The sequence below is a fragment of the Streptomyces sp. NPDC059456 genome, from assembly GCF_042750055.1.
Taxonomy (GTDB): Bacteria; Actinomycetota; Actinomycetes; order Streptomycetales; family Streptomycetaceae; genus Streptomyces.
The window spans coordinates 1-6426 of sequence record NZ_JBHYVA010000496.1; the positions used below are offsets into that span (position 1 = coordinate 1).

Genomic DNA, 6426 nt, shown 5'->3' on the forward strand with positions numbered 1-6426 from the left:
GCGCCCGCCCCCCCCGACCCCCCACCCCCCGGGGGGGCCCCCCCGGGCCCGGGGGTTTGGGGGGGTGCGGGGGATCCGGGCGGGGGGCCCGCCGCCCGGGTCGCGATCCCCCGCGCGGGCGCGGGCGACGCCCAGGGCGCCCACCACGGCGAGGCGGGCCCCCGGGTCCAGTTCACGCTGTTCGCCGACGCCGTGGCCGGGGCCTACCACCTCGACCTGGACTGACGCCCCCGCCACCAGCGGACCCGACCGGCTCCCCTGCGGAGCCGGTCTAGAACCCCTCCGCGGGGGACGTCAGGAAGTCGGAGACCAGGCGGTTCGTCTGCGCGGGGGCGGCCGTCGGCAGTGCGTAGTGGGTGAGGTGCGCGAGCGTTTCGATCCGGGCGTGCGGGACGGCCCCGCGGGCGCGGGCCGCCACCTTCTGCGGATCGTGCGCGCCGCTGCGCCCCGCGAGGAGGACCAGCAGCGGGACGGTCAGTGCCGCGGTGTCCGGCCGGCGGCCGACGATCAGTTTGCGGTGCGCAAAGCCCGAGGCGGCCAGCGCGAACAGCCGCTTGGACGCCGGATCGGTGTCCGTGCCCGCCGTCTCGCGGTCGACGTAGGCCAGTACGCGGGCCGCGGTGGGGCGCGCCAGCACGGGCAGCGAACGCAGCAGGAACCCCGGGCGGTGGCCGGCGAAGCACCGGGTCGGGTCCAGCAGCACCAGCCGGTCGACCCTCCGCGGCGCGTGCAGGGCGTACGTGACGGCGATCCACGCCCCGTACGAATGGCCCAGGACGCAGGCCCTCCGGACCCCGAGGCCGTCGAGGAGTGCGTCCAGCCAGGCCGTCAGATCGGCGGCGCCGCGCAGCGGTCGGCCCGCGCGCACGCTGCGGCCGGCGTCCCCGAGGATGTCGACGGCCAGCACCCGGTGGTGCGCACCGAACGCCCCGGCGTTCGCGAACCAGACGGCGCCGGTGGCGCCCCCGCCGTGCAGCAGGAGGAGCGCAGGGGCCTGTGCGGGGCCGTACGCGTGGACGCGGGTCGTGCCGTACGGGGTCGGGACGTCGATCTCGGCGGTGCCCGCCGGCCAGCGGTCGAGCAGCGCCTCGTAGGCGGCGAAGAACTCCGGTGATCCGGACACGGCGGGCCCCCTGGGAATCGTCTCGTTGACCAATCATCTCGCTCGGCGAGATACTAGCCGGGTGAGCGAAGACGACAACCCCTCGATGCGGCTGGTCCACCTGCTGCGCGCGGTCACCATGGAACTCCACCTGCGCGGCGCCGAGTTCGCGGAGCGCAACGGCCTGCACCCGACCGATCTGCGGGCACTGGTCCGGCTGCTCGACGCCGACCGGGCGGGCGTCACCGTCACCCCGGGCCGGCTCGGCGAGGCCCTGAAGCTCAACTCGGCGGGCACCACCGCCCTGCTCGACCGGCTGGAACGGCTGGGCCTGGTGCGGCGCACGCGCGACGCGCACGACCGGCGCCGGGTGCTGCTTACCGTGGAACCGAAGGCCGTCGACCTCGGCCGGTCCTTCTTCGGTCCGCTCATCGGCGGCCTCGTCGGCGCGGCCGAGGAGTTCACGGCCGCCGAACTGGAGGTCGTACAGCGGTATTTGGCCACGGCCCTGCACGTCGCGGCGTCCACCGGTCCGCCGGACGGCGCGACGCCCTGACACGGATCCGGTCCGGGCCGGATCCGTGTGAGACTCGCGCCGTGGAAACGATCATCGAAGACATGGCACAGCGCCTGGCCGCGATCCCCGGCGTGGTCGGCGTGATGCTCGGCGGCAGCCGGGCCCGCGGCGAGCACCGGCCCGGATCGGACTGGGACCTCGGCGTCTACTACCGCGGCGCCCTCGACCTCGAAGCGCTGCGCGCGCTCGCCGGCCCCGGGGTGGACGTGGCCGCACCCGGCGACTGGGGTCCCTGGGTGAACGGCGGCGCGTGGCTGCGGGCCGAGGGGAACGCCGTCGACTGGATCCTGCGGGACCTGGACCGGGTCGGACAGGTCTGGGACCAGTGCCGCGAGGGCCGGTACGAGGTCGGCACCCAGGCGGGGCACCCGCTCGGGTTCTGGTCGCCCTGCTACGCGGGCGAGGTGGCGCTCGGACGGGTGCTCGCCGATCCGACGGGCGAGCTGACCGCCCTGCGGCGGCAGACCGCCGACTACCCCGAGCCGCTGCGGGACGCGCTGACGGCAACCGCCTGGGAGGCGGAGTTCCTGGTCGAGGGTGCGGCGAAGGGCGCCGCCCGGGCGGACGGCCTGTACGTCGCGCTGTGCCTGGCACGGGCCGTCGGCGTCCTCGTGCAGGCGCTGTTCGCCGCCGACCGCCGCTGGTGCCTGAACGAGAAGGGGGCGCTGGCCGTGGCCGAGACGCTGCCGGGCGCACCGGCCGGCTTCGGACGGCGCGTCCGCGAACTGCTGGGGGCGCCGGGCAGCACCGCCGAGGAGCTCACGGCCACCGTGGCCGGGGCGCGGGAGCTGGTCGCACGGACCCGCGCCGCGCTGTGAACCGGCGCCCTCCCGCCCCGCGCGCACCGCCGCCCTCCCGCCGGGAAGCCGCGCCGGGGGCGGCGTAGCCTGGTCTGACCGCTATCCGCCCGGGACCAGGGAGGCGGCGCATGACCGACCCGTACGGGTTCCTCAGGACCCCCCGGAACCCCGTCCCGTCGCGCCCCGCGGACCAGCGGCTCGGCGACTGGCGGGAGGTGCACGCCGGGCAGACGCTGCTGCCCGTCGTGTCGGAGCAGGCCAACCGCTGCATGGACTGCGGCGTCCCGTTCTGCCACGGCGGTTGCCCGCTGGGCAACCTCATCCCCGAGTGGAACGCGTACGCCGCGCACGGCGACTGGCGGGCCGCGGCCGAGCGGCTGCACGCCACCAACAACTTCCCCGAGTTCACCGGGCGGCTCTGCCCGGCCCCCTGCGAGGACTCCTGCGTCCTGGCGATCAACGCCGACCCGGTGACCATCAAGAACGTCGAGGAGACCATCGCCGACCAGGCCTGGGCGCTCGGCCACACCCCGCCGGCGCCGCCCGGCCGGCTCAGCGGGCAGACCGTCGCCGTCATCGGGTCCGGCCCGGCCGGGCTCGCCACGGCCCAGCAGCTGACCCGGGCCGGGCACACCGTCGTCGTCTACGAGCGGGCCGACCGGCTGGGCGGCCTGCTGCGCTACGGCATCCCCGCGTTCAAGATGGAGAAGGTGCACCTGGACCGGCGCATCGCCCAGATGAGGGCCGAAGGCACGGTCTTCCGCACCGACGCCGACATCGGCGGCCGCACGGACGCGGCCGAACTGCGCCGGCGCCACGACGCGGTCGTCGTCGCCGTCGGGGCCGCACAGCGCCGCGAGCTGCCCGCCCCGGGCCGCGGGCTGCTCGGCATCCACCAGGCCATGGACTACCTGACCTGCGCCAACCGGGTCTGCGAGGGCGATCACGCGACGCCCGCGATCACCGCCGAGGGCCGGCACGTCGTGATCGTCGGCGGCGGGGACACCGGATCGGACTGCCTGGGCACCGCCCTGCGGCAGGGAGCCCTGTCGGTGGTCCAGCTCGACATCCGCCCCGAACCGGGCGCCGGCCGGCCGGAAGCCGAGCCCTGGCCGCTGGTGCACCCGCAGGTGTACCGGATCTCGCACGCCCACGAGGAGGCGCGCGGCCGCCACGGCACCGATCCCCGGCTCTTCTCCAGCGCGACCATGCACTTCGAAGGCGACGCGGCCGGCCGGGTACGAGCCCTGCACCTGACGGCGGTGGAGCCCGCGGGGCGGCAGCCGATGCCGGGCACCGAGCGGGTGATCGAGGCCGGGCTCGTCCTGCTGGCGCTCGGATTCTCCGGCCCCGAACGGGACTGCCGGCTCGGCGAACAGCTCGGACTCACCCGCGACGACCGGGGCAACTTCGCCCGCGACGCGCACTACGCGGCCCTCGGCGAGCCCCCGCCGCCGGGTGCATCCGGGCCGGCCCGGCCCGCGCCGTACGCCCAGGCGCCGCCCTGGGCCGAGGCCCCGGCGGCGGGCGCACCGCCGGCCTGGGGCAGGCCACCGGCCCGGCCCCGGCACCGCCGGCCCGACGGGGTCTTCGTCGCCGGTGACGCCGGGCGCGGCCAGTCCCTGGTGGTGTGGGCCATCGCGGAAGGCCGGGCCGCGGCCGCCGCCGTGGACCGCTACCTCACCGGCTCGACGGCCCTGCCCGCCCCCGTCGGCGCCCACGACCGGCCGCTGTCCGCGTGACCGGCCCGGGCCGGGACCCGGTCCCGGCGCGCCCGCTTCGGCGCGAGCGGCTCCGGCCGGCCCCGCGGGGCTGCACAATCGTGGAGTGACTGCTGAAGATCCTTTCCTGTGGCTGGAAGACGTCGAGGGCGAGGCCGCGCTGGCCTGGGTGGGGGAGCGCAACGCCGAGACCGCCGCCGCCCTCACCGGCGACCCGCGCTTCGAAGCGCTGCGCGACGAGCTGCGCGAGGTCCTCGACGACGCCGACCGCATCCCGTACACCGTCCGCCGCGGCGCGCACCTGTACAACTTCTGGCGCGACGCGGACCGCCCGAAGGGCGTGTGGCGGCGTACGACGCTGGAGCAGTACCGCAAGGACGACCCCGCCTGGGAGGTGCTCCTCGACGTCGACGCCCTCGCCGCGCAGGAGGGCGAGGAGTGGGTGTGGGCCGGCGCCCGCGTCCGGTACCCGGACCACCGCCGGGCGCTGGTCCAGCTCTCGCGCGGCGGCTCCGACGCCGTCGTGGTCCGCGAGTTCGACCTCGCGGAGCGCGCCTTCGTCGACGGGGGCTTCGAGGTCGCCGAGGCGAAGACCCGGATCGGCTGGATCGACGAGGACACCGTCTTCCTCGGCGCCGACCTCGGGCCGGGCTCCCTGACCGCCTCCGGCTACCCCCGCACGGTCAGGCGCTGGCGCAGGGGCACCCCCGTCGCGGACGCCCGGGTCGTGTTCGAGGCCGAGGCCGCCGACGTGTCCGCCGCCGGCTGGCACGACCCGACCCCCGGTCACGAGCGCGACTTCGTCTCCCGTTCCACCGACTTCTTCCACCACGAGCTGTACCTGCTCGCCGAGGGCGACCGGCTCGTGCGGATTGACGTACCGGACGACGCCGGCAAGTACGCGTACCGGCAGTGGCTCGTCGTCACCCCGAAGACCCCCTGGCTGGGACACCCCGCCGGCTCGCTCCTCGCCTTCGACTTCGACGCGTTCCTCGCCGGGGACCGCACCGCGCACGTGCTGTTCGCACCGGACGGGCGCACCGCGCTGGCCGGGCACAGCTGGACCCGCCACCACCTGATCCTGGAGACGCTGGCCGACGTCGCGACCCGCATCGAGGTGCTGACCCCGGGTCCCGACGGCTGGAGCCGGCGCCCGCTGGCGGACGTGCCGCCGCTGTCCTCGGCGACCGTCACCGACACCGACCCGGACGTCAGCGACGAGTACTTCCTCGACGTCGACGGCTACCTCCAGCCCTCCACCCTCGCGTACGGGCACATCGGCGCCGCGTCCGAGCAGGTCAAGCAGGCCCCCGCCCGCTTCGACGCCCGCGGCCTGTCGGTCCGGCAGTTCTTCGCCACCTCCGCCGACGGCACGCGGGTCCCGTACTTCGTCATCGGCCCCGCCGGCCGGGACCGGCCGGGCCCCGCGCTCCTCTACGGGTACGGCGGCTTCCGCGACCAGCAGACCCCCGGGTACAGCGCGCTCACCGGCCGTGCCTGGCTCGCCCGCGGCGGCACCTACGCGGTCGCCAACATCCGCGGCGGCTCCGAGTACGGTCCCGCCTGGCACCGCGCCGCCCTCGGCGCGAACCGGGTGCGGGCCTTCGAGGACTTCGCGGCCGTCGCCGCCGACCTCACCGCCCGGGGCATCACCACCCCCGGCCGGCTCGGCATCACCGGCGCCAGCAACGGCGGCCTCCTCATGGGCGCGATGCTCGTCCGCCACCCCGAGCTCTTCGGCGCCGTCGTCGCGAAGGTGCCGCTCCTGGACATGCTCCGCTACCACCGCCTGCTCGCCGGGGCCTCCTGGGTCGCCGAGTACGGGGACCCCGGCAGCGAAGCCGACCGGCCCCACCTCGAAGCCCTCTCCCCGTACCACAACCTCCGCGCGGACCGGCCCTACCCGCCGCTGCTGCTGATGACCTCCACCCGTGACGACCGCGTCCACCCCGGCCACGCCCGCAAGACGGCCGCCCGGCTGCGGGAACTGGGCCACCGGGTGCTCTTCCACGAGAACACCGACGGCGGCCACGGCGGAGCCGGCGACAACGAACAGGCCGCCGTCAACCACGCCCTCGCCTACACCTTCCTCTGGCAGCACCTGGGCACCGGACCGGCCTGACCGGGCGCCGCCCGACCGGCCGCGGGGGGGGGCGCCGCGGCCGGGCCCCCCGCCAGAGCGGGGGGGGCGGGGGGGGGGCCGAGGGACCGGCGGCCGGGCCACGA

6 protein-coding genes are annotated in these 6426 nt (G+C 76.4%); 5 read left to right on the forward strand and 1 reads right to left on the reverse strand.

Annotation, left to right across the window (positions count from 1 at the left end):
- Positions 1 to 225, forward strand: a 225-nt coding sequence (locus ACFXA3_RS31445) for a hypothetical protein (protein ID WP_385192258.1), incomplete at its 5' end; no start/stop codon positions are given.
- Between the two features lie 46 nt (positions 226 to 271).
- Here the strand turns inward: ACFXA3_RS31445 and ACFXA3_RS31450 are convergent.
- On the reverse strand, positions 272 to 1123 hold the full coding sequence (locus tag ACFXA3_RS31450; RefSeq protein WP_385192260.1) for an alpha/beta fold hydrolase: 852 nt from the start codon (positions 1121 to 1123) through the stop codon (positions 272 to 274).
- A 61-nt stretch (positions 1124 to 1184) separates the two neighbouring features.
- On the opposite strand from ACFXA3_RS31450, the gene ACFXA3_RS31455 reads away from it, so the two are divergent.
- The 4 genes from ACFXA3_RS31455 (at position 1185) to ACFXA3_RS31470 (ending at position 6322) form a co-directional block, all read left to right on the forward strand.
- Positions 1185 to 1658: a MarR family winged helix-turn-helix transcriptional regulator gene (locus ACFXA3_RS31455; RefSeq protein WP_385192261.1), complete on the forward strand. Its 474-nt coding sequence runs from the start codon at positions 1185 to 1187 to the stop codon at positions 1656 to 1658.
- Positions 1659 to 1720: 62 nt separating this feature from the next.
- Positions 1721 to 2497 (forward strand): DUF4037 domain-containing protein, encoded by a 777-nt coding sequence (locus tag ACFXA3_RS31460; protein ID WP_385192264.1) that lies wholly within the window; start codon positions 1721 to 1723, stop codon positions 2495 to 2497.
- Between the two features lie 110 nt (positions 2498 to 2607).
- Entirely contained in the window at positions 2608 to 4221 is a 1614-nt protein-coding gene (locus ACFXA3_RS31465; RefSeq protein WP_385192266.1) for a glutamate synthase subunit beta, read from the forward strand.
- A gap of 85 nt (positions 4222 to 4306) precedes the next feature.
- Entirely contained in the window at positions 4307 to 6322 is a 2016-nt protein-coding gene (locus tag ACFXA3_RS31470) for a prolyl oligopeptidase family protein (RefSeq protein WP_385192269.1), read from the forward strand.
- Positions 6323 to 6426 lie beyond the last annotated feature (104 nt).

What these genes read in the sequence shown, in the direction of transcription:
- ACFXA3_RS31465 (WP_385192266.1), top strand. Translation starts at nt 2,608, where the DNA reads ATGACCGACCCGTACGGGTTCCTCAGGACCCCCCGGAACCCCGTCCCG.
- ACFXA3_RS31460 (WP_385192264.1), top strand. Translation starts at nt 1,721, where the DNA reads ATGGCACAGCGCCTGGCCGCGATCCCCGGCGTGGTCGGCGTGATGCTC.